Here is a 21,600-nt window from a genome sequence, read left to right as displayed (position 1 = left end):
TATGCGTTTGCCGGGAACCCGGTATCAGGAGCCGGGGTGGGAACAGGTGCGCAAATTGCTTGGCCAGTGCTCGCTCGAGGTTTTCAAGCGCTGCGATCCGGGCGAACTGCTGGCGCCCGCGCCCGCAGGCGAGGCGCTGGCCCTGTACGTCGACCTGCTGGCCGAATGCCTGCACGCTGCGGGCCGCAGCGTGCGTGCCCAGGCGGCCGGCAACAGCTATGGCGACAGCGTCGCCGAGCTGGCCCTGCTGCTGGCCTATGAACTGGCGGCGCGCCCGTCCGACTGGGCGGCGTTCAGAACGGCCCTGGCCGGCGAACACGCACGCGTGCCCGGCTTCTGGCGCCAGCCCGGCGGCGAAGCGCTGCTGCGCAAGAAGGTCAACGACATGTTCGCGCTTCTGCGCGACAAGGTCGACGCCGACAATTACCAGGCCGCCTGCGGCCGTCCCTGCAGCCCGAACCGCATCTACGCCTACCGCATGCTCGACACGGCCTATGGCGAGATCGCCCGCCTGTTCGGCAACTGGCGCGAGCACCGGGTCCAGGTCGGCGCCATCCTCGGGCGGCCGCTCGAGACGGCGCTGCCGATCGAAGTGCGCCAGCTGGCCTCGATCGCCGGCTGCCGTCCCGAATGGATCCTGCGCTGGAGCGCGACGCTGGAGCGGTTCACGGGCTCGCCCGGTCCGCTGCACACGCGTTCGAAGCGCTTCGACAGCCTGAAGGACAATGCAGTCAAGATCGGCGAGATGCTGGCCGAGATCGGCGAATACGAAACCCTGTCCGCCAACCGCGACCGCGACTGGCTGCAGGACGCCGACACCTCGGCCGCCTGGCTCGAGGATTACTGGCGGGTGCTGGACGAATCGGAGGCCGGGTCTGGCGCATGCGGCACGCCGGGGCCGGACCTGATCCTGGACGCGCTGGAGGACGAACCCGACGCGGCGCGGGCAGCCGAACCAGCTGAACCGGCCGGGGCGGCCGACGGCGAGCCGCTCCACGCCCAGCGTGCGCAGTCGGTTTCACTGCCCCCCCACTTTGTAATCGTGGCGGGCGCGGCCCAGGACCCGGGCAGCTGGAGTGCACGCATGCTGGCGGACGACTCGCTGGCGGTGCGCCTGGCGGTCTATCTGAAGCTGCTCGGGCCGGACGACGACAGCTATCCGGACGCATGGCGCGACCCCGCCACGAATGGCCTGCCGACCATGGCCCAGCTGGCGGCGCTCGATGCCGTCTCGCTGCCGACCCTGCGCAAGCGGCGCGACGCGGCCATCGCGCGCCTGAGCGCAGCCGCACCCTCGAAAGGGAGAAACGAATGAAGACTACCAGCGATATCGATGGCAAGCTGCGCGAGCGCCTGCTGCTGGCGCCGCGAGTCGAGGGCGACCGCCTGATGCTGGCCGACGCCGTGCTGCGCGCCGCGCTCGACGGCAGCCGTCCCTTGCGGCCGGCCGAACGCGCCGCGCTGCAGGCCTCGCCGCTGACCACGCGCCGCCTGCGTACCCTGGCGCTCGAGCGCCGCGCCGCCGCGCATGACGCCTGGCAGGGCAGCGTCGGCATGCTGCGCGCGGCCGACAGCGGCCAGGCCTTGTCCGAACTGGCGACCGACGACGGCCATTGGCGCCTGCATTTCGTCGGCAGCGGGGCCGAACGCCGCGTGATCCTGCAGCTGATGCCGGAGGCGCCCTTTGCGGCCCGCCTGCTGCGCGCGGCTGCATTGCTGCGCGTGGTCGACGGCGCCGGGGCCGAACTGCTGGCGGGCCGCCTCGACAGCGACGGCGAGCTCGAAGCGGCCTGGCCCTGCGCGGACGAGCCGGCCGCCCACTTCCAGCGCCACGGCGCAATCTTCAGCGTACAGGCGGCAAATTGACGATGCTCGATATTTTCAAACGCATGGCGCGCGCGCCGGCCTTCGATGCGGCGGGACTCGGCGTGGAGGCGATCGCGCGTCCGATTGCTTCCGGCTGCAGCGTGCCGCCCGGCGCGGTCGGCGTCGCGGTCTCCTCGAGCGGCCACACGCGCCGCATCGGCGCCGGCGGGCGCATGGTGCTGGCCGCAGGAGAAGCCGGCTGGTGCTTCCATCCTGGTCCCTACGGCTGCGACCTGGTGCCGTTTGCCGCCGCGCCCGAGATCGGGCTGCGCCTGCATTTCGCGATCGACAGCCCGGATCCGCGCATGACCCAGCAGCGCTTCGACCTGTTCCTGGCCAGCGAAGGGGCGGGCGAGCTGGCGCTCGCTGCGCTGGCCGCGGGCATCGAAGCGGCGCTTCAGCGCGAACTCGCCCAAGGCAACCTGGAACTGCCGCCCTGCACGACCCTCGACGAGTGGAACGCCTTCCGCGCCGGCTTCAACCAGCTGCTCTACACCCGCTTCGGCCTCACCGTCGACGATTGCGTGCCGGTCGACCTGGCCGGGACGCGCGACTACGCGCGCGAGCTCGCCGGACGTGCCGTCGCCGGCGCAGTGACGGTGCCGCCCGCGCCAGCCTGGCATGCTACGGCCTCGGCGCCCGGAGTGGCCGAGGCAAGCGGCGCGGACGCGCGTGCGCTGCGCCGCCTGTTCCTGGAACTGCCCTGCGTCATGTGCCGCGTGCGCCAGGCCGCGCTGCCGCAGGGGCAGGACCTGTTCCGCCAGCAGCAGGCCCTGTTGCAGCGGCTCGACCTGGTCTGCCTGGCGGCATCGACCATGCCGGCGCTCGGCCTGGGCGCACCCGGCCAGCCGCTCGACCTGGACAGCCAGGCGCGCCGGGCCCGCCACAGCGTTCGTGCCGCAGCTGCGCTGGATGAAGCCTGGGCCCTGCTGGCACGGCTCGAGCGGGCCGACGACGAAGGCCTGGACCTGCTCTTCGACGAAGCCGACCGCATCGTCGCCAACCTCGAATGCGCGCTCGCCGAACGCAAGCGGGTGACGCTCGACGAGGAGGCCGCATGAACGGCCCGGCCTCGAGACGTCCCGACACCGTCGACCTGCGCAGCCGCCTGCGGGACGGCAGCTTCGTCACCGTCACCGCCACACGGCGGCCGCGCGCCGGCCGCGCCGAGGTCAAGTGCAGCGCACCCGGCGCACCGCAGCTGGCGGCGCGCATGGCGCTGGTCGCGCGCCTGGCGCGCCATACCGAAGCGCGCTACGACAGCCGCGACCAGGTCGTCATCAGCATGGACCGCGCGCCCGGTTCCCAGGAACGCGACTGGGAACTGGCCGTGGTGCTGGCCGACCGCGCAGTGCGCGGCCTGGTGGCGGCGGCCCCGGGCATGGTCGCGAACGGCTGGTCGGAAGACTGGCAGCGCGGCCGCATCGACGGGCACGATGTCCCCGATCTCCCTGCCGGGGCGTTGCGCGGCGGGCCCGGCCACCTGCAGCATCTCGGCGCCCTGTCCGGTCAGCCGGATGCGGCGGCCTCGGTGTCGAGCGCGTGCGCCTGGTTCCCGCTGCACAGCGGCGGGATCAACGACAGCCTGTGCTGGGTCGAGGTCAGCGTCTACCCGCTGGCCGAGGGCGAGGTGATCGAGGACGATGCGATCGCCGCGCCCGGCCTGGATGGGGTGCGCCAGCAGGCCGTGCGCCAGGCCTTGAGCGGCGCGCGCCACTTCGACGGCCAGGAGCATGCACGCTGGCGCACCACGGTGCGCTTCGGCCAGGACGGCCTGCACGGCGCCTCGTACGAGCTGGCCCTGGTGCTCGCCGACCGCCTGGCGCGCGGGCGCGAGTTCGTGCCGCGCGGGCGCATCGTCGCCAGCGGCGCATCGCAGGCCTGGCATGCGGGACTGGTGGAGGCGGTCGAAGGACTGGGACTCAAGTGCGCGCTGATCGAGCGCGAAGCCCAGCCGGGCGACCGCGTCCTGCTGCCGCGCGCCTGGGAGGCGCAGCTGCCCCCCGGCCTGGCCGACGCGCTGCGCGCGAAAGGCGCGAGCCTGGTCTGCGTCGAGCGGATCGGGATCATTTAGAGCGCCGGACAGGCGGTCTCGGAATCAAAATCACCTGAAGATGGAGTCGGATCATGGTCCAGATGTTCGGTTTTGGCGGCAGCAAATGCCCGCGTTGTGAGCACCGGAATGCGGGCGGCGCCGGCTATTGCGCGGCCTGCGGCATCACGCTGGGCGCGCCGCGCACGCCGGTGCTGGTCGAGAACCGCTGGATCGCCGGCCCCGACGAACTGGCCGTGTTCTTCGGCGTGCGCGCGCTGTCGGGCATCTTCGTGAAAACCCTGCGCGTGCCGGCCACGGCGCGCGCCTATATCCTGCAGGGAGACCAGGCCACCGAAGTGCCCCAGGGCGAGTACGAAATCGAAGGCTTCTTCTCGCGCCTGAACCACCTGCTGCGCGACGGCCACGCCGAGATCCTGGTCACGCGCACGAACGCGCTGCCGGTCGAGTTCAGCTTCGACGATTTGCAGACTGCGGAACACCTGGCGGTCGGCGCCCGGTTCAGCGTCAGCCTGCGCATCGAGAACGTACCCGCCTTTGCGCGCCATTTCATGACCATGCCGGGCACGGTGACCGTTGCCCAGCTGCGCGAACTGCTGCTGCCCGCCGTGCGGCAGCTGGCAGCCGAATTCGTCGGCGCCCGCTCGCTGCGCGAGATGGCGAAAACGGACTCGCTGCGCCCCGAGTTCGACGAGCTCCTGCAGGGCGCGCTGCGCATGCTGCTGGCTGACTACGGGCTCGGCGTCGTGCAAGTCGACACGCTGGCCCTGCGCCACGACAAATTCGACGCCAACCGCGCGCGCATCGGCACCCTGTGGCTGGCGGCCGACGAACGCCGCGTGAAAATGGAACATGCGCGCCGGCTCGAAGAACTGTATGACGAAAACGAGTGGCACCGGATCACGCGCGAAGAGCAGGCCGCGCGCCTGCGCCTGCGCCGCCTGGAACTGCGCCAGGACGAGACCCTGGACCGCGCCGAACTGACACTGGCGAATGCCGAGCGCGCGCAGGCCGTGCGTGCGCGCGAACTCGACCTGTATGCGCGCATCGCGGAATCGACCTCGCGCCGCGAAGCCGTCGAGCGCGGGGCCGGCGAAATCCTGGCGGAACTCGAGCACGAACTGGCGCAGAAGCGCGGCCAGCGCGCGGGCGAACAGGCCGAGTGGGCGCACCTGCAGGCATTGGCCGGCATCCGCATGCGCGGCGCGCTCGAAGTGGCGCAGCAGGAAACGCTGCAGGCGCGCACCCTGGCGCGCCAGCGCTTTGCGCAGCAGCTGCTCACCCAGCAGATCCGCAACAAGGTCGAGCAGGCCAGGGAAATCGAGGACGCCTCGCGCCAGCGTGCGGAGCTGGCACGCCTGCGCGCAGCCGAAGAAGCCGCCGCGGGCCGGGCACGCGCGCTCGACGACGAGGAACACAAGGCGCAGTTCGAGCTGGTCGTGCTGGCCAACACGGCGCGCCGCCGCGCGCTCGAGCGCGAAGAGGAATGGCTCGAGCTGCAGGGCCAGGCCCGGGTACGTGAACAGGTGCTCGGCGAAGACCTGGAAGCGGAAGGCGTCCGGCAAAAGATCGCGGCGCTGCGCCGTGACGGCGGCCAGCAGGAAGCGCTCGCCCAGCACGAAAAGCTGCTGCGCACGATCGAGGCCGAGCAGCGCCAGGCGCGCGCGGAGAAGGAGGTGGAGCTGCTGGGCGAGGAGCGCCGCCACCAGCAGCGCCGCGCCGAGCAGGAAGCGAACTGGCAGCACGAACTGCGCCGCATGGGCGCCGAACGCGCCGAACGCGCGGCCCAGCTGGCGCATGCGCTGGACCTGGCGCGGATGGAGATCGCGCGCGCCGAATCGCTCGGCCAGCTCGACGACACGACCAAGCTGGCCGTGGCCGCCGCCCCGAATGCGGCCGTGCTGGCCGACTACCTGAAAACCCGGGTGCACGCGACCATGGATGCGGACCAGCTGGCGGCCCTGGCCGGGGTGGTGGCCGCCGGCGGCGCCGTCAGCGCGCTGGACGCGGCGCGGCTGGCGCAGGAGGCGCTCGAGCGCGAACGGGTGCGGCGCGAGATCGAGGTCGACAAGGACCGGCGCCACCAGCTCGACCTGCTGGCGCTGCAGAACGACGTGAACAAGGCGGCCCTCGGCGCGCAGGCGCAGGTCGCAAGCGGCGTCGCGCAGGCCCGGCAATGCACCCATGGCCACCCGGTGCGTAGCGAGGACCGCTTCTGCGGCGCCTGCGGCGCGCCGCTGCACTGACCCAGGCCCGATGCAAACAGCCATCGACAAGATCCGCGAACTGCGTGCCCTGCACGAGGACGGCTTGCTGAGCCGCCAGGAGTTCGACCAGCGCAAGAACGCCATCCTCGACGCCGCCCATAGTTCGCCACAAGGCGCAGCGGCGGCCGCATCCGCGCCCGCGCGCGGCACCGAACTCGGGCTGATGGCGGGCCAGCAGGTGGGCCCGCCGAACCGCCGCTACCGCCTCGAGCGCCTGATCGCGCTGGGCGGCATGGGCCAGGTCTGGCAGGCGACCGATCTCGCCACCCACGCCGAGCTGGGCCACAGCGCCCAGGTCGCATTGAAAATCTTGTCGCCGGAACTGACGGAAAGTTCGGGCCACGCCCGCCTGCTGGTGCAGGAAGCCACGCGCGCCCGGCGCCTGGCGCACGAACACATCGTGCGCGTCTACGACTGGGCCCAGGACCCGGCTACCAGCAGCTATTTCGTGATCATGGAATGCCTCGAGGGCGAAGACCTCGACAGCCTGCTGGCGCGCGAGGGCGCGCTGCCGCTGGCGCGCACGCTGCAGATATTGCGTCCCGTCGCCGCCGCCCTCGACTATGCCTGGGAGCGGCACCGCCTGGTCCACCGCGACATCAAGCCGGGCAATGTATTCGTCACCGCGCGCGGCGACGTCAAGCTGCTCGACTTCGGCATCGCGGCGCGTGCGCGTGCCGGCGGGCGCACGCTGACCGAGGCACCGGCGCTGTCGGGCACGCCGGGCTACCGCGCGCCGGAAGCGGGCAGGCCGGGCGCCGTGCCCTCGCGCGCGCTGGACGTGTATTCGGTGGCGGTGATGGTGCACCAGATGGTGTCGGGCATGGCGGCGCCGGCGAGCGGCGCAGCGGCGCGTCCCGAGCTGCTGGACGACGCGCAATGGGAAGCCTTGCGCAGCGGACTGGCGCAGGACCCGGCGGCGCGCCCGGAAAGCGTCTCGGTGCTGCTCGAGCGGCTTGGCGCGCAGGCGCAGGCGCCTGAGGAAAGCCTGCCTTCGACCGCCGCGCCGGCCGAAGAAACCGTGCCAGGGAACGCAGCGCCTGCGGCCCCGGCACCCGATCCGGCCCTCGAACCTGCTGCCCGGCAGGCCATCGAAGCGGCCGCCCAGGCCGCCCGCCAGCGCCTGCGCGAACAGCAGAAGCGCGAACGCGCGGAAGCCGAAGTCGCGCGCCGCGTGCGCCGCGAAGCCCTGCGCGAGCAGCTCGCCGCACGGCGCGCCGAGGAAGTGGCGAAGACGCGGCAGGCCCAGGACGAGGCCCAGCGCAAGGCCCTGCAGGCCAGGGCGGCCGCGGCCTACCTGGCCGAACAGGAACGGTCGCGCACCCAGCCCGCGCCCCAGGAAGCGGCCGCGCCGACCCGGCCTGCGATCGAGCCGCCCACGCTGCTGCGCGACCGCTTCCTGGAAGGAGAGGGCGAGGGACCGGAACTGGTCGTGCTGCGCGCCGGCCGCTTCCAGATGGGCTCACCGGAACACGAGCGCAGGATCGCCATGGCCTGCGGCGCCCAGAAGAACTGGCTGGCGCGCGAGACGCCCCAGCACTGGGTCGGCATCGCGCGGCCTTTCGCCATCGGGCGCTACCCGGTCACGGTCGGCGAATGGCGCGCCTTCGTGGAGGCGACCGGCTGGCAGCCCGACGGCGAAGTCGACTGGGCCGCGCCGGGCTTCGCGCAGACCGATGCCCACCCGGTGGTCGGCGTGACCTGGGGCGACGCCCAGCGTTACCTTGCCTGGCTCAGCGAGCGCACCGGCCGGCGCTACCGCCTGCCGAGCGAAGCGGAATGGGAATACGCCTGCCGCGCCGGCACCAGAACCGCCTTCAGCTTCGGCGACGCGATCGACACCTCGCTTGCCAACTACGACGGCAATTTCACCTGGAACGGCGGCGCGCGCGGCGAGTACCGGCGCGGCACCACGCCCGTCACCCTGTTCGCACCGAATCCCTGGGGCCTGCACGACATGCACGGCAATGTCTGGGAATGGGTGCAGGACGTGATGCACGACAGCTACGAAGGCGCGCCGCTCGACGGCAGCGCCTGGGAAACCGGAGGCGAGCGCGCGCGCCGCATCCTGCGCGGCGGCTCCTGGCTCTACAACCCGCGCTACCTGCGCTCGGCGCTGAGGAACGGCTTTTCGGCCGTGATGGCGAACGATATCGTGGGTTTCCGGGTCGTGCGCGAGTTGCCCCAGGATCCAGACGAAGGGGAGCCGTCCTGACGGCTGTTTCCTGCAGCTAGCGTGCGCGGGTCGGGAGCTGGCAAGAGTAGGCTAATCGGGTGTAAAAGGTCTTTTTATCGCACCCAGGAGGGCGCCATGAAAATCCCCGAAGAGCTGCGCATCCCCGCGATTGTCTTCGCGCTACAGGCGGCGCTGCTTGCCGGCTGCGGCCTGATCTTCGTCGTGATGCTGACGCAAGGGCACTAGCAGTGTAGACGCGGCGGCAGAAGCGCAGGCGCCTCAGGCGCTGGCGCGGCGCCCGTGCGCGCTGCGTTCCTGCTGGCGCAGCACCAGCGTGGACGGCCCGTTCCGGTGTTCCGGATACGGCCGGGCGGCAAAGCGCGCCCCGGCCGGCCAGGCGCTCAGGTTCCCGGTTGCCAGCGTCGGCGTGAGCGGCGTCTCGATGCCGCTGGCCGGATCGAGGTGCCAGAAGCCGCCGTCGCGGTGAAACAGCAGCGGCAGCCCGAGCGCGCCGAGGCGCGGCGCGATGTCCGGCTTGCGCTCCGGGTCCATCAGGTAAAAGGCTTCCAGATCCATGCCGGCGTCGAGCCGCTGCAGGATGATGGCGTTCGGCAGCACCGCCGTGACTTCGAGCACGGCCACCCCCGGGATGCTGGCGGTGAATTCGATGCGCATGCCGGGGCGCAGGGCCACCGGCGCATGCTTGCCCGGCCAGACGCCGTCGACCAGCAGGCCATAGCGCGACACGTCCTCGATCTCGAAACCTTCGCGTCCGCGCCGGAGCAGCGCGTGGCGGCCCGAGATGCGCCGCGTCAGGCCCTCGGGCATGAGGCCGGCTTCGCCATGGTGCATCAGGCGGATGTCGGCATCGATCGCACCGGCGCCGTTCAAGCCCGATTCATCGCGTCCCAGCACGCATTCGTCGAGCGCGAACAGGCGCAGGTAGCGCGGGCGCTGCACATCGGGCGTTTCTCCCAGCACCAGGCAGGCCGTGGCCGCCGGGCAGGGGTGGGCCGCGGCCTGGGCCGGCACGTCGATCTCGAGCAGGTCTTCGTCCCAGGCGATGCTGGAAAAGCCCAGGTCGATCTTGCCGGCGGCGGTGGCATCGAGGTCGAGGTGGGCGATGCCGGCGTTCGTCGCGCGCAGGTCGATGTCGAGCCGGCCGCCGCCGGTGCGCGCCTTGACGCGCGCGATCGAGGCGTCGTCCGCCTGCACGCGCACGTTCTTGTGGGTTGCAAGGAAGGTCTGGTGGATTTCGCTCAGGCTGGCGTCGGCGCGCGGGGCGAGGATCAGCAGGGTCGCAATCCAGGTGCGCGCACTGCCGCCCGGGGCCTGCGCGCGGCTGTGCAGCTCGACTTCGATGCGGTACTGGCCGTGTTCCAGCCCGCGCGAGGAAAATTCGAGGAAGACCGGCAGCCATTCGCCGCGCACGGTGCGATTGAAAGTGTGGCGCTCGCCGTTTTCCAGCTGCAGGCGCGAACTGGCCAGCAGGGTGACCTGGGGCGCGCAGTCGGGCGGCATGCCGCGCAGCTCGAGTTTCAGCACCTGGCGGCCGCCGGCGGCGCGCGGATCGAAACCGCTCGCGTGCAGGTGCGGACGCACGGCAGCCGGGGCGGCAAGCGCTGCGTCCGCCTCGGGAGCGTCGGCTTGCGCAGGCAGCTGAGGATGGCCGTGCGCGCAGGCGCTCTCTCCTGGCATCACCCAGACGGTGCAATGCGGATGATCGGGATGGCTGCAACGGTTCATGGAAGGGCCTTGTGGACCGGGGAAGCTTACGCGGATTCGCCCAGCCGTGGCGCGCGCTAGCGGCCGCTTGAAGTTGATTTAACGCATTATTTCATATTGTAAAGTAACTGCCGAGCTTTACCTAAGCCGGCAGCGCGGTCTCGTCGCGCCCGCCCTGGCGCAGGCGCAGCACGATGGCGGTGAGGTTGTCCGGCTGCAGGCCCACCGGCGGGCGTTCTTCCATCTCGGCGAACAGGGCCTCCAGCCCGGCCTGCGCATCGCCGCGCGCGAACAGCCGTGGCCAGCGCGCGACGAATTCCGCCGGATCGCGGCAGGACCAGAAGCCGTCGGTGGCGAGCAGGTAAGTCGCGTCGGGCCGCAGTTCGATCGCGCGGCGGTCGGGCAGGGCGCGCAGCCAGGGCGGCAGCGTGGCGGCGTCCAGTCCGACCAGGCCATCGTCCAGGCGCGCGGGATCGACCAGGGTATTCCCGAGGATGAAGGCCTGGGCAATCTGGGGCGCATGGCTGCCGTGCACGTGGCGCCACCAGGCCGCTTCGTCGAGCATTCCCGCCATTGCCAGCACGGTGGCCGGCACGTGGTCCACGGTGAGCGGCGCGGCCGCCGCCTGCGTGATTTCGTAGAGGCGCGAGTCGCCCGCATGCCAGAGCAGGGGGCTGCCGGACGGCGGGATCTCGAGCATGGTCAGCGTGGTGCCGGGACGGGGGCCGGCTTCGTGCAGGGCGTCGAAGCGGCCCTGCAGTGCGAAGTGCAGCTGCTCGAGATGATGCGAGAGGGCGGCGAGCTCGCTACAGGCCGGAATCGCGAGCAGGCCGGCCGCGACCAGTTCGGCCGCCTCGCGTCCGTGGCCGTGGCCCCCCATGCCGTCCATCACGGCCAGGCGCAGCTGGCCCGGCGGCCAGCCCCCGACTTGCGCCGATGCGCCCTGGCCGCTGCGCAGGAAGTCGGCGCGGCCCGCACCGTTGATGACCAGGTAGTTGTCCTGGTTTTCCTGCCTTTGCACCGGGCCGGCGCCGATCCGGCTGCCCGCGGCCAGGTCCAGCCAGCGCCCGCCGTTCACGCTTTCAAGCATTGTTTCGGTCCCCATCGGTGGCATATCGTATGGTAAGTTATCGTTTTAGCACAGCCCGCACGCAATCGTGACCTGCCCCACCTTGATTCGCCCGCTCGACATCGCCGACCTGCCCGCCTGTGCACGCCTGCTGCGCGCAAGCGCCAGCGAATTCATTGTCCACGAATCGAGCAAGGAAGGCGCATGCACCTTCCTGCGCGAGAACGACGAAGCGGGCATGCGCGGCTATATCGCCGCCGGCCACGTCTACCATGTCGCCGTCGACGGCGACGACATCGCCGGCTTCATCGCGATCCGCGACAACAGCCACGTCTTCCACCTGTTTATCGACAAGCGCTGGCATCGCCAGGGACTGGCGCGCCGGCTATGGGAGGTCGCGCGCGCCGCCAGCCTGGCACGCGGCGGCAGCGGCGTCTTCACGGTCAACGCGTCGAACTACGCGGTGCCGGTCTATGCAGCCTTCGGCTTCGAACGGACGGCCCCGACCCAGTGCGTCAAGGGCCTGTACTTCAACCCGATGCGCTTCATTCCCCGCTAGGCCGCCGCTCGTCGGCGCGGCGCAGCCACAGGCTGCTGGCCCAGCCTTCGTAACGCTGGCCGTCCGCGTTCGCCGTGACCTGCCACCAGTCGCCGTCGCGCTGTCCCGTTGCCTGCACCGTCGAGCCGGCCGCCAGCACGAGCACGCGCCTGGCGCCAGTCCCGCGCGCCGCGCGCAGGTTGAGCGCGTCGGCCACCCGATAGCTGTGCCCGGCGGCCGGCACGGCAAGCGCGGCCTGCACGGGCGCAGGCGCAGACACAGACACAGGCGCGCGCGGTGCCAGCCAGGCCCAGAGCGCGCCGCCGATCAGGCCCGTACCCAGCACCAGTACCGCCAAGGCGCGCGCGTTCGGCCGGCGCCACCAGGCGCGCGGCGTGCAGCGTGCCGCCAGCACCAGCGTCAGCAGCAGGGCGGCGCCGCCGCAAGCCAGCAGAAGCAGGGGCGGATGCGAGGGCGCGGACATGTTCAGGCCTCGACGCGCAGCACGTAATGGCCGGCCACGATGTGGTGCCCGAGCGGCAGCACATAGGCTTCGCCCGGCGCCGGCTCGATCGTCGCCACGAAGCCGAAACGCTCGTCCAGGTGGTACAGGGCCTGGGTCGCCGACTCGCGCGTCACGCGGTAGCCCTCGGGGCTGGCCTCGAAGCCGAAGGCATTGCGCGACAGGCCGAGGCGGTCGGCGCCGCCCGCGTCCACGCCGTCGGCGCTGCGCAGGCAGCCGGCGTCGAGCACGCGCAGGCCGGCCAGCATCGGCACGGCCCGTCCGAAGACGTGACGCGTACCGCCGAGCACCGGCAATCCCGGGGCCTGCGGCAGGCAGACGATGGCGCTGTAGCGCTCCGCCATCTGCGGGCCTGGGGCGAGCACGCGCACGTCGACCCCGTCCACCGGCGCGAAGCGGCTCGGCACCGGGATGCGCTGGCGGCCGTCGGCCGTGATCGCGTGGACCGCGTCGCTGGCATCGAGGGCGAAGCCGAGCAGGCCGTCGGCGGCGACGGGACCGACGGCGAGGTCACGCGTGATGCCGAATTCGATGGCGGCGGCGCCCGTGTCGCGGTAGCGCGACAGGCGCGGCAGGGCCAGCGCGGCCAGGCTGACGCGCTGGCGCATCACCGGCGCGTAGGTGGCGTCCTGGCCGACCGGGACCGGCGCGGCGGCGGCCGCAGCCCGGTGCAGGACCGGCACCGCGGTCAGCTCGGCATCGTCCAGGGTCGGGGCGCGCGTCTTCCAGACGGCGGGCGTGCGCGGCGCCGGCGGCGCGCCCACGGACGGCGATGGCTGTAAGGATACGGCGAGCGGCACCGGCCGCGCAGGCGTCAGCTTCAGCAGCAGCCGGGCCGGCGCGCCCGCGGTCTCGGTGCCGCGGGCGCGGATCGTGTAGTAGCCGCCGGCGGCGTCGAAAGCGCAGTCGAATGCTTCTTTTGGGCGGACCTGCACTTCGGGCGGCGCATCGGGGCCGTCGTTGATGAGGAGGATGTTGCCGTCCGCGGCGAACGGCCAGCCCGGCACGGCGTGGGTGGCGCGGGCGCTGTCGGCGCCGAGCACGGTCAGGCGCTGGTTCGGATAGACCGGGCAGACCGGCTGCCAGATGGCGCTGTCGCGCGAGACGCTGGCCGTGTACAGCACTTCTTCGCCCGGCGCCGGCAAGTAGACGGCGTGCCCGAACTTGACTTCGACCTGGCCCGGCTCCAGGTCGTCGGAACCGAGTACGTGGTAGCGCACCTCGTCCTGTCCCAGCAGGTCGCCGAAATCCTTCTGGTGCAGGGCCTGCAGGGTCTGCGCCAGGTCGCGCACGCGGGCGCCGCGGGTCAGGTGGCGGTCGTCGTCGACCTCGTCCTGCGGCAGCACCAGGGTGACGTGGGAAAAGCAGCGGGTGGCGGCGCGGCCGCGCTGTTCGCGCGGGGCCCGTTCCAGCAGGTCGCGCAGGAAGGGGCGGCGGTTCAGCAGGGCCAGGCCGGGCGCCTGCCACAGCGCTTCGGCATTGAACACGTCGCTGACGCGGTTCAGGGTTTCGTGTTGGACGTAGACCGGCATGGCGGGTTCTCCTCGATTGTGTGGGCTGTGCTGCCCAGGGCTAGCAGGGGGAAGATGAAAAACAGCAGGTGCGAGCCGCCGGCGGACAGGAAACTCATCGGCTGGCCCATGATCGGGAAGAAGGCGAGGTTGGTGCCCCAGGACAGCAGGAAGTGGCCGAACACGAAGGCCGCGCCGCCGCACAGCACGAAGCAGCGAAAGCGTCCCAGCCAGGCCTGCCGGTAGTCGCGCGCCGTGGCCCCAAGCCGCCACGCCTGCCATGCCGCTCCCAGCAGCGCGCACAGGAACAGCGCCTGCAGCGCCCACAGCGCCAGCGCCGCCGCCAGGCCGTGGCGCTGCAGCAGGAAGGAAGGTGCGAAATCGTCCTGTACCGCGGGGATCGCCAGCGCCTCGAGCGCGCCCTGGCCGAGCGCCGCCAGGCCGAAGCGCCCGTCGGCCCCGAGCCAGCCGCCGTCCGCGATCGCCTGCGCGCCCAGCAGCAGTTGCTGGCCGGTGTGCGGATGCGCCTGCGGATCGAGCCAGACGCCGAAGCGCTCGCCATAAAAGCTCCACTGCGCAACCTCGCCCGGGGCCGCGCCGCGCAGGACGACGAGACCGACCAGGCAGGCGCCGGCCAGTGCCGCCACGGCCAGGGCGGGACCGGGTTGGCGCGCCGCGCAGGACCAGGCCAGCAGCATCGCCGCGCCCCAGACCAGCAGCAGGATCAGGGGAGAGTAGTCGTCCACCTGGACCAGGGCGACCGCCAGCAGCAGCACGAACAGCAGGGCCGGCGCGGCCAGGCGCAGCCAGCGCAGCAGGATGGCGCCCCCCTTGCGCTGGGCATCGATCGTGCCCGTGCCCAGGCCGAGGGCGACGCAGTGCGCCGTCAGCACCGTCAAGGCCAGTTTCGCGAATTCCACGGGCTGCAGGTCGAACACGCCGGTCTCGTTGCCCCAGCCGACCTGCAGCAGCAGGGCCGCGAGCGCGGCGCCGGCGAGCAGCAGCAGGAGCGACTCGACACCGGCCTGGCGCGGCAAACTGGCGCCGGCGAACAGGCCGACGCAGCCCAGCAGGCCCAGGCCGAGCGTGGCGGCGGCGGCCGTCTTCTGAAAGTGGCGCAGCCAGGAGGTATCGGGCGCGCCGCTGCCCAGTTCCAGCTGCAGCAGCAGGCCGCTGGCGAGCAGCAGCACGCCGATCCGCAGCACGGCGCCGGCGCCGCGTGCGCCGAAGGCATGCCACAGGGCCGCCCAGGTCAGCAGCAGCGACACCGCCACGCCCGGCGCGCTACCCGCACGCTGGGCCAGCAGCAGGCCGAGGCCGGCCAGGGCGAGGGCGACGGCGGCGCCCAGGCGGGCGGCTTCGAACGGGTTCTTGCGATGGCCGGTGCGGGCAACGAACAACGCGGCCACGAGACCCGCGATGCCGCAGAAGGCGGCCCACGGGCTTGCGGCCTGCGGCCAGGCCCAGGCATCGCGCCGCTCCCAGTGCCAGCGCAGGTTTGGCGGCAGTTCGGTGCGCGCCTCCGGAAAGAGCGCGACCCGGCCGCCTGGCTGCAGGCGCAGCAGCCCCTGTTCGACTTGGAGGAGCATGCGCGTGCGCCCGACCGTCAGCGCGGTGACGCCGGCCAGGGGCTGTTCCGCCAGCGCCAGGTCCGCCGCTGGGTCCAGCCCCAGGCCGTGCTCGTCGACCAGCAGCGGCACGCGCTCGACGCCGGTGGCCGCTGCCAGGACTGGGACGCCGTCCTCGAAGACGAGCTGCGCGCTGCCGGCCGGCGCGTCCGCGTTGCCGACCCCGGTGCCGCAGGACAGGTTGCCGCCGAAGCGCAAGGGACGTTGTATGGTCAGCGGGGTTGGCGCCCAGCGGTTCCACAGGCCGAGCAGGCGTGCGCCAGGGCCTGCACCGGGGCACGCGGCCAGCAGCGCGCCATCGCGCCGCAGCCTGGCGCCATCGTAGGACCAGGCGTGCAGGCCATCGCTGAAGGCGACCATGTGCCGCTCCGCCGCGTCGATCCGGTAATGCGTCGCGCCCAGCTGGAATTCCTGGCCGGCCTGGACGACACGGGTCCCGCTGCGCAGCCGCAGCGTGCCGCGCTCGAAGCGCAGGCCCTGCATGCCGCCGGCGCTGGCGGCAAACCAGGCGCCCTGGGCATCGCGGCGCAGGCGCAGGTGGGCAGCCGCCGCCTGCGGCGCGGCCAGCTCGGCGCGTCCGAGCACAGTGGCGGCATCGGGTGCCAGGGCGACCTCGATCGATGCGGGCAGCCAGGCCGGAGGCGTGCGCAGCAGGGCCACCGCCTGCAGGGTGCACAGCAGCGCGAGCGCGGCCGCGGCCAGTGTGCGCAGGCCGTGCGCGCGCATCACGCGGCCCTCCGCAGCCGGGTCCCCTGGGCCGCCGCGACCAGGCGGCTGATCGCCAGCGCGTGCGGCGGCCGGTCCTGCGGGCGGCGCGCGAGCAGCAGCCGCAGCAGGCGCAATGCGGCGCCGGCATCGCCTTCGTCCGCTGCGCAGGCGAGAAAGCGCGCGGCTTCGTCCTCGCCCAGGATCGGCAGGGAGGCGGCGCGCAGTTTCAGCGCGCCTTCGCGGCCGTGCGCCCGGAAGGCCTCGCCGCAGGTACTGGAATAACGCAGGGTCGCGCCGCCGCTGACGAGATAATAAAACAGGGCGCCGAGCGCGAAATAGTCGGCCCTGGCGTCGGTCAGGTAGCCCAGCGGCGCATCGGGCAGGGCAGGGAAGAACTGTTCCGGCGCCTGCCAGCTGGCGGTGCCGGCGTAGGAGTGCGCGCCCGCGTCGGCCAGGCTGCGATTGGTGCCGAAGTCGGCCAGTTTCAGGCTGCCGGTGGCGGCGTCGAGCAGCAGGTTGGCCGGTTTCAGGTCGAGGTAGCGCCAGCCGTGCTGGTGCACTTTCGCGAGCGCCGCATTCACCTGGGCGATCCAGGCCAGCGCCTGCGCCAGGCCGATGCAGCGGCCGGCGGCGGCTTGCGCCGACATGTGGGCGGCGAGGTCGCCGTCGAGCAGTTCGAGGGCCATGGCGGGCAGGCCATCGTGGCTGCCGTGGTCGAGCAGGCGCACGATGTGGCGCGCATCCCAGGGTGCGAGGGCGCTCAGGAAGGCGATTTCACGCGCGGAGCATTCGCTCCAGCGTGCTTGCAGGGCGGGTTCGGCGCGGGCCATCTGCTCGCGGTTGACCAGCTTGATGGCGACGGGCGCGTGGCCGTCGCGCTCGGCGCGCCAGACCGTACCGTAACTCGAACCCGCCAGCTGCGCGCGCAGCCGGTAGTGGCCCGCCTTGAGCGTCACGATGTCGCCGCTTTGCACCATGCTTTTCCCCGAAGAACGCGGCCAGGACGCCGCCGCCCAGGCCTAGCGGGGGGAAACAGAAAGCGCTGGACGCAAAAAAACCGCGTCCGGGGACGCGGTTCTTGTTTGCCGGGACAGCAGGGCCGGATCAGCGGCGATAGCCGTCGCGGTCGTGGTAGCCACGGTCGCCGCGATCCCAGCCGCGGTCGCCACGGTCCCAGCCGCGGTCATGGCCACGATCCCAGCCGTGGTGACGGCCGCGCGGTTCGACATACACGACTGCCGGCTCGCGGTAGTAGCGCGGCTGCTCGACATATACCGGACGTGGCTCGACATACACCGGACGTGGCTCGACATAGACCGGACGCGGCTGCACGTAGACAGGTGCCGGCTGGTAGTAACCCACCGAGGCGTAGCCGCGGTTGTTGTAATAGCGGCGGTCGTCGTGGCCACCAATCGAGTTGCCGACGGCTGCGCCGAGGACGCCGCCCACCAGGGCACCGCCCCCGCCACCGGCACTGGCGCCAATTGCCGCGCCCAGCACCGCGCCGACCGCCGTATTGGTGCCGCGGTCGCCAGCGAATGCCGAGGGCGAGACGGCGACAGCGGCCAGGATCACCGCACCAAAGCATTTTTTATTCAACATGGCTTTTCCTTTTTTGCCTCAACGAGGATCGACATGATCACTGCGACGCCGGGGCATGAAGTGAACTATAGACCTGCTCGCCGCGATCGCCATCTGCTAATACAGATTATTACAACTGATCCGCAGTCTGTAACATTCCTCTGTCGTCTTCCTTACTGATATTCATTTTGCAAGCCTTGCAGATCGGCCATGACTCCCCATGTGGGTCGGGTGACTACCCTTTCCAAGAGCCTTCATGTCCGCACGCCGTAACCTGTTCGTCGTTCTTTCCCTGCTGGCCCTCCTGCACGTGTACATCGGCCTGCGCCTGATGCCCGACCTCGGCCTCGGACTGGCGGGCATGCTGGCCGGCACCGTCTTCCTCGTCCTCTCGACCGTGCTGGTGCCGGTGGGCCTGCTGTCTTCCTCGCTGCGGCGCCGGCGCTGGTCGGAACAGCTGGCCTGGATGGGCCTGCTGGCGATGGGCCTGTTTTCTTCCTTACTGGTGTCGACTTTCGTGCGCGACCTGGTGCTGCTGGTGGCGAAGCTGGCCGGCCTCGCCGGCGCCGGGTTCATCCATTACAGCGCGCTGGCGGTGCCGCTGCTGGCGCTGGGCGTGACCTTCATCGGCTTCGTGAACGCGCGGCGCGTGGCGCGCGTGAAGACGGTCGAGGTGCCGATCGATGGCTTGCCCGAGGCCTTGCACGGCTATTCGATCGCACAGATTTCCGACATCCATGTCGGCCCGACCATCAAGCGTCCCTATCTGAACGCGATCGTCAACCGCGTCAACGCGCTCGAGGCCGACGCGATCGCGGTCACCGGCGACCTGGTCGACGGCAGCGTGCAGCGCCTGGCCCTGCATACCCAGCCGCTGGCGCGCCTGTCGGCTCCGGACGGCGCCTTCTTTGTCACCGGCAACCACGAATATTACTCGGGCGCCGAGGAGTGGATCGTCGAGCTGCGCCGCCTCGGCCTGACCGTCCTGCTGAACCAGCACGTGGTGCGCCAGCGCGGCGGCGCCTCGCTGATGATCGCCGGGGTGGCCGATTATTCGGCCCATCACTTCAATCCCGCCCACCGCAGCGACCCTGTGGCCGCCGCCGCCGGCGCGCCGCTCGGACTCGCGGTCCGCATCCTGCTGGCGCACCAGCCGCGCAGCGCCCCGGCCGCGGCGGACGCCGGGTTCGATTTGCAGCTGTCGGGCCACACCCACGGCGGCCAGTTCTTCCCCTGGAACCTGTTCGTGCCGCTGCAGCAGCCGTTCGTCGCCGGCCTGCACCGGGTGCGCCAGCTATGGGTGTACACCAGCCGCGGGACGGGATACTGGGGGCCGCCGAAGCGTTTCGGGGCGCCGTCGGAAATCACATTGGTGCGGCTGGTGCCTGCAAGCGCGTAAAGACAGCCAAATCTTGCAGTATGCGCTATCGTTCTCATCCTCAACATTTGAAGGATAGTCCGCATGAACCGTCTTCGCCCTCCCGGCCTCGGCCTCCTTGTCGCCTCCCTGTTTGCCGCCAGTGCCCATGCCGCCAGCCCCGGCAATGATCCGGCCGCGCTGGCGAAGATCCGCGACACCGCGCTGCAGAGCGACTACGCCTGGGAACGCACGGCCGACATGACCGACCTGATCGGTCCGCGCCTGTCCGGTTCGGCCGGTGCGGCGGCGGCCGTGACCCAGGTGGCCGAGGCCATGCGCAAGCTGGGCGCGAAGGTGACGCTGCAGCCGGTGAAGGTGCCGCATTGGGTGCGCGGGCAGGAGACGGGCGAACTGGTCGATTACCGCGGCAGGCCGAACGGCATCAGCCAGCGCGTGGTCCTGAGCGCCCTCGGCGGCTCGGGCGCGACCCCGGCGGCGGGCCTCACCGCTCCCGTGATCGTGGTCTCGAGCTTCGACGAACTGAAGGCGCGCGCGAGCGAAGTGAAGGGCCGCATCGTGCTGTTCGACGTGCCCTTCGACCAGGACATGGCGGACCGCGGCCTGGCCGGCCAGGCCTATGGCGCCGGCTCGAACTACCGTACCAACGGTCCGCGCATGGCGGCCGAACTGGGCGCGGCGGCGGCACTGGTGCGCTCGGTGGGCGGCGCGAACTACCGGCTGCCGCATACGGGTGCGACCAACCTGCAGGACGGCGCGCGCATTCCGGCGGCCGCCGTCACGGTCGAGGATGCCATGCTGATGAGCCGCCTGGCGAAACGCGGCCCGCTGAGCATGCGCCTCGTGCTCACGCCGCAGATCCTGCCGGATGCCGACAGCTACAACGTGATCGCCGACCTGACCGGGACCGACAAGGCGGACGAAGTCGTCATCGTGTCCGGCCACCTCGATTCCTGGGACCTGGCCACCGGCGCCCACGACGACGCGGCTGCGGTCGCCAGTGCCATGGCCGTGTTCGACACGCTCAAAAAGCTCGACTACCGACCACGCCGCACGATCCGCCTGATCGCCTGGATGAACGAGGAAAACGGGACCCGCGGCGCGCGCACCTATCTCGAGGCGAACACCGCCAACGCCGCGACCCACGTCGCCGCGATCGAAAGCGACAACGGGGTGGGGCGCCCGTTCGGCCTGCGCGCAAGCGTGCCGGCGAGCTCGAACCGCCTGTTCGCACCGCTGCAGGCAGCCCTGCAGCCGATCGGCGCCGGCGTCTTCCAGCGCCAGGATGCGCTCTCGACCGGCGACCTGTCGGGCCTGGAAAAGCTTGGCGTGCCGAGCTTCGCACCGCTGCTCGACACCTCGGCCTATTTCAACTACCACCACACGGCAGCCGATACGCTCGACAAGGTCGACCCCGACTTCCTGCGCCGCAACGTGGCCCTGATGTCGGCCACGGCCTGGTTCCTGGCCAATATCGAGGAACCGATCGGGCGCGCCGTGGTACCGGCGCGCTAAGGCAGGGCGGCGGCCGGGCGGCTTGCGTCGCCGCGGCCACTGCCGCCGTTTCCTCCACGCGGGTGCTTCTTCGGCAAAAGCTGCCACCGTTCTCTTGTCTGGTGGCAGCGATGTCGCGCGTACGCGGCCTGCCGGCGCATTCGGGTAGACTTTTGCGCTGGCTCACCAACGCTCAACGGAGGACACCATGGCTGGACGGAAGAAACTGATGGGACAACGCATCGCCGTGCTCGCGACCGATGGCTTCGAGAAAGTGGAACTCACCGCGCCGGTGGCGGCCCTGCGTGCCGCCGGCGCCGAGGTCGACATCGTCTCTCTGCACCGGGGCAAGATCCGCGGCATGAATCTGCACATGCCGGCCGACCTTGTCCCTGTCGACTGGACCGTCGACCAGGTCAGCGCGCGCGACTACGACGGCCTGCTCGTTCCTGGCGGCTTCATCAATCCCGATGTGCTGCGCCAGTCGAGCGAGGCCCGCGATTTCGTGCGCGACTTCGACCAGCTCGGCAAACCGATCGCGACGCTCTGCCACGGCCCCTGGGTGATGGCCTCGAGCGGCCTGCTGGCGGACCGGACCCTGACTTCCTGGCCCGGCATCCGCGACGACATGGTGCACGCGGGTGCCACCTGGCTCGACCAGGAAGTGGTACGCGACGGTAACCTGGTGACCAGCCGCGGCCCGCAGGACATGGTCCCCTTCGTGCGCGAGATGATCCAGCTGTACGCGGGCGGCCCGGCCAGCAAGGGCGCGCTGCGGCGCAGGCATTCGGACCCGCAGCGCGAGTCGCCGATCCGGGTCACGAACGCGGCGATGCGCTGGATGCCGCGTTCGCCCCTCGGCACCGTGCTCGGCCTGGCCCTGCTGGGCGTCGGTGTGATGGCGGCCGGCCGCAAGAACGGCGGTGCGCGCAGCGCGGGCCGCGAAGCAGGTTCCGCAACGGCGTAACAGGCGTCGATCCGCGCGCGGCAGCGATGCCCGCGCGGCACCCATCCGGGCGTGGCACCCATCCCCGCGCGGGCTCGATCCCTGTGCCCGGTTCATCCCGGCGCGGTATCGATGCC

At 71.4% G+C, this 21,600-nt stretch carries 17 protein-coding genes; 10 read left to right on the top strand and 7 right to left on the bottom strand.

From position 1 onward, the window contains the following. Positions 1-46: 46 nt before the first annotated feature. Genes LPB04_RS19920 through LPB04_RS19895 form a run of 6 tightly spaced genes read left to right on the top strand, consistent with a single transcriptional unit; the run spans position 47 to position 8,401 of the window. Entirely contained in the window at positions 47-1,315 is a 1,269-nt protein-coding gene (locus tag LPB04_RS19920; RefSeq protein ID WP_227496500.1) for a hypothetical protein, read from the top strand. Beyond that, complete coding sequence (locus tag LPB04_RS19915; RefSeq protein WP_193686203.1) at positions 1,312-1,866, top strand: hypothetical protein; 555 nt, start codon at positions 1,312-1,314, stop codon at positions 1,864-1,866. Before LPB04_RS19920 ends, LPB04_RS19915 begins: the two co-directional genes overlap by 4 nt. 2 nt (positions 1,867-1,868) lie before the next feature. After that, positions 1,869-2,927, top strand: coding sequence for a hypothetical protein (locus LPB04_RS19910; RefSeq protein ID WP_193686202.1), 1,059 nt, complete (start codon positions 1,869-1,871; stop codon positions 2,925-2,927). Continuing rightward, entirely contained in the window at positions 2,924-3,940 is a 1,017-nt protein-coding gene (locus LPB04_RS19905) for a hypothetical protein (protein WP_193686201.1), read from the top strand. Before LPB04_RS19910 ends, LPB04_RS19905 begins: the two co-directional genes overlap by 4 nt. Positions 3,941-3,993: 53 nt before the next feature. Next, positions 3,994-6,165 (top strand): hypothetical protein, encoded by a 2,172-nt coding sequence (locus LPB04_RS19900; protein ID WP_193686200.1) that lies wholly within the window; start codon positions 3,994-3,996, stop codon positions 6,163-6,165. Between the two features lie 10 nt (positions 6,166-6,175). Then, positions 6,176-8,401, top strand: a complete 2,226-nt coding sequence (locus LPB04_RS19895; RefSeq protein ID WP_193686199.1) for an SUMF1/EgtB/PvdO family nonheme iron enzyme — start codon at positions 6,176-6,178, stop codon at positions 8,399-8,401. 240 nt (positions 8,402-8,641) lie between these two features. Here the strand turns inward: LPB04_RS19895 and LPB04_RS19890 are convergent, their stop codons facing one another. Together LPB04_RS19890 and LPB04_RS19885 are read right to left on the bottom strand one after the other, a co-directional pair. Then, positions 8,642-10,108 (bottom strand): FHA domain-containing protein, encoded by a 1,467-nt coding sequence (locus tag LPB04_RS19890; protein ID WP_227496499.1) that lies wholly within the window; start codon positions 10,106-10,108, stop codon positions 8,642-8,644. 121 nt (positions 10,109-10,229) lie between these two features. Beyond that, entirely contained in the window at positions 10,230-11,192 is a 963-nt protein-coding gene (locus tag LPB04_RS19885; protein ID WP_227496498.1) for a PP2C family protein-serine/threonine phosphatase, read from the bottom strand. A 52-nt stretch (positions 11,193-11,244) separates the two neighbouring features. Between LPB04_RS19885 and LPB04_RS19880 the strand changes: the two genes are divergently transcribed. Continuing rightward, on the top strand, positions 11,245-11,715 hold the full coding sequence (locus tag LPB04_RS19880; protein ID WP_193686198.1) for a GNAT family N-acetyltransferase: 471 nt from the start codon (positions 11,245-11,247) through the stop codon (positions 11,713-11,715). Here the strand turns inward: LPB04_RS19880 and LPB04_RS19875 are convergent. The 5 genes from LPB04_RS19875 to LPB04_RS19855 all read right to left on the bottom strand — a co-directional run bounded on the left by LPB04_RS19875 (position 11,702) and on the right by LPB04_RS19855 (position 17,666). After that, the gene (locus LPB04_RS19875) at positions 11,702-12,178 is read right to left on the bottom strand and encodes an SH3 domain-containing protein (protein WP_193686197.1); all 477 of its coding nucleotides are present in this window, start codon (positions 12,176-12,178) and stop codon (positions 11,702-11,704) included. The genes LPB04_RS19880 and LPB04_RS19875 overlap by 14 nt on opposite strands. Positions 12,179-12,180: 2 nt before the next feature. Further along, entirely contained in the window at positions 12,181-13,749 is a 1,569-nt protein-coding gene (locus LPB04_RS19870; protein ID WP_193686196.1) for a hypothetical protein, read from the bottom strand. After that, complete coding sequence (locus LPB04_RS19865; RefSeq protein ID WP_193689108.1) at positions 13,719-16,082, bottom strand: FtsW/RodA/SpoVE family cell cycle protein; 2,364 nt, start codon at positions 16,080-16,082, stop codon at positions 13,719-13,721. The genes LPB04_RS19870 and LPB04_RS19865 overlap by 31 nt, the downstream gene beginning before the upstream one ends. Beyond that, a complete protein-coding gene (locus LPB04_RS19860; protein WP_193686195.1) occupies positions 16,082-17,041 on the bottom strand; it encodes a protein kinase domain-containing protein in 960 nt (319 codons plus the stop codon). Before LPB04_RS19860 ends, LPB04_RS19865 begins: the two co-directional genes overlap by 1 nt. Positions 17,042-17,168: 127 nt before the next feature. Further along, positions 17,169-17,666: a PXPV repeat protein gene (locus tag LPB04_RS19855; RefSeq protein WP_193686194.1), complete on the bottom strand. Its 498-nt coding sequence runs from the start codon at positions 17,664-17,666 to the stop codon at positions 17,169-17,171. Between the two features lie 235 nt (positions 17,667-17,901). Between LPB04_RS19855 and LPB04_RS19850 the strand changes: the two genes are divergently transcribed. The 3 genes from LPB04_RS19850 to LPB04_RS19840 all read left to right on the top strand — a co-directional run bounded on the left by LPB04_RS19850 (position 17,902) and on the right by LPB04_RS19840 (position 21,484). After that, positions 17,902-19,044, top strand: a complete 1,143-nt coding sequence (locus LPB04_RS19850; protein WP_193686193.1) for a metallophosphoesterase — start codon at positions 17,902-17,904, stop codon at positions 19,042-19,044. Positions 19,045-19,107: 63 nt separating this feature from the next. Further along, complete coding sequence (locus LPB04_RS19845; RefSeq protein WP_193686192.1) at positions 19,108-20,538, top strand: M20/M25/M40 family metallo-hydrolase; 1,431 nt, start codon at positions 19,108-19,110, stop codon at positions 20,536-20,538. 187 nt (positions 20,539-20,725) lie between these two features. After that, positions 20,726-21,484, top strand: a complete 759-nt coding sequence (locus LPB04_RS19840) for a type 1 glutamine amidotransferase domain-containing protein (protein WP_193686191.1) — start codon at positions 20,726-20,728, stop codon at positions 21,482-21,484. The last annotated feature ends 116 nt before the right edge of the window (positions 21,485-21,600 follow it).

Source organism: Massilia litorea (genome assembly GCF_015101885.1).
Lineage (GTDB): Bacteria > Pseudomonadota > Gammaproteobacteria > Burkholderiales > Burkholderiaceae_D > Telluria > Telluria litorea.
Note: the sequence above shows the minus strand (reverse complement) of the source record. Positions and strands in the feature narration are given on the sequence as shown.

Bases quoted from the DNA above. Each gene is read 5' to 3' on its own strand.
- LPB04_RS19895 (WP_193686199.1), top strand. From the start codon at position 6,176: ATGCAAACAGCCATCGACAAGATCCGCGAACTGCGTGCCCTGCACGAG.
- LPB04_RS19870 (WP_193686196.1), bottom strand. From the start codon at position 13,749: ATGCCGGTCTACGTCCAACACGAAACCCTGAACCGCGTCAGCGACGTG.
- LPB04_RS19855 (WP_193686194.1), bottom strand. From the start codon at position 17,666: ATGTTGAATAAAAAATGCTTTGGTGCGGTGATCCTGGCCGCTGTCGCC.
- LPB04_RS19905 (WP_193686201.1), top strand. From the start codon at position 2,924: ATGAACGGCCCGGCCTCGAGACGTCCCGACACCGTCGACCTGCGCAGC.
- LPB04_RS19900 (WP_193686200.1), top strand. From the start codon at position 3,994: ATGGTCCAGATGTTCGGTTTTGGCGGCAGCAAATGCCCGCGTTGTGAG.
- LPB04_RS19885 (WP_227496498.1), bottom strand. From the start codon at position 11,192: ATGGGGACCGAAACAATGCTTGAAAGCGTGAACGGCGGGCGCTGGCTG.
- LPB04_RS19860 (WP_193686195.1), bottom strand. From the start codon at position 17,041: ATGGTGCAAAGCGGCGACATCGTGACGCTCAAGGCGGGCCACTACCGG.
- LPB04_RS19850 (WP_193686193.1), top strand. From the start codon at position 17,902: ATGTCCGCACGCCGTAACCTGTTCGTCGTTCTTTCCCTGCTGGCCCTC.
- LPB04_RS19875 (WP_193686197.1), bottom strand. From the start codon at position 12,178: ATGTCCGCGCCCTCGCATCCGCCCCTGCTTCTGCTGGCTTGCGGCGGC.
- LPB04_RS19845 (WP_193686192.1), top strand. From the start codon at position 19,108: ATGAACCGTCTTCGCCCTCCCGGCCTCGGCCTCCTTGTCGCCTCCCTG.
- LPB04_RS19915 (WP_193686203.1), top strand. From the start codon at position 1,312: ATGAAGACTACCAGCGATATCGATGGCAAGCTGCGCGAGCGCCTGCTG.
- LPB04_RS19840 (WP_193686191.1), top strand. From the start codon at position 20,726: ATGGCTGGACGGAAGAAACTGATGGGACAACGCATCGCCGTGCTCGCG.
- LPB04_RS19890 (WP_227496499.1), bottom strand. From the start codon at position 10,108: ATGAACCGTTGCAGCCATCCCGATCATCCGCATTGCACCGTCTGGGTG.
- LPB04_RS19865 (WP_193689108.1), bottom strand. From the start codon at position 16,082: ATGCGCGCGCACGGCCTGCGCACACTGGCCGCGGCCGCGCTCGCGCTG.
- LPB04_RS19910 (WP_193686202.1), top strand. From the start codon at position 1,869: ATGCTCGATATTTTCAAACGCATGGCGCGCGCGCCGGCCTTCGATGCG.